The organism is Psychrobacter sp. AOP5-GZ1-6, assembly GCF_052376345.1.
Taxonomy (GTDB): Bacteria; Pseudomonadota; Gammaproteobacteria; order Pseudomonadales; family Moraxellaceae; genus Psychrobacter.
Genome location: NZ_JBQSVP010000402.1, coordinates 1 through 250, shown reverse-complemented (window position 1 = coordinate 250; position 250 = coordinate 1). Strand labels below are relative to the sequence as shown.

The window sequence follows — 250 nt, the reverse complement described above, 5'->3', positions numbered from 1 at the left end:
AACCTTAGCAGAGGCCAAGCACGCACACCTACAATCGACTGAGGCGCTCAGTGATGCCCGAGCGTCGATAGAAGGGTTTAAGAGTACGGCACAAATCATCGATGAGACGTTGAATACTGAAGTGCTTGGCGCAGCGGATGTACTGCTCGTAAGCAAAGATAGTATCCTTGCATCAGGCAGCAATACACTGTGGACGGCGAAAACGATCGTGAGACAGTCTGGTAGTACGCAATCAGATATGGTGGCAGGC

1 protein-coding gene is annotated in these 250 nt (G+C 51.2%); it reads left to right on the top strand.

What is annotated here, in order from left to right; genetic code table 11:
* Positions 1-250, top strand: a 250-nt coding sequence (locus ACT3RN_RS16370; protein ID WP_444518912.1) for a hypothetical protein, incomplete at both ends; no start/stop codon positions are given.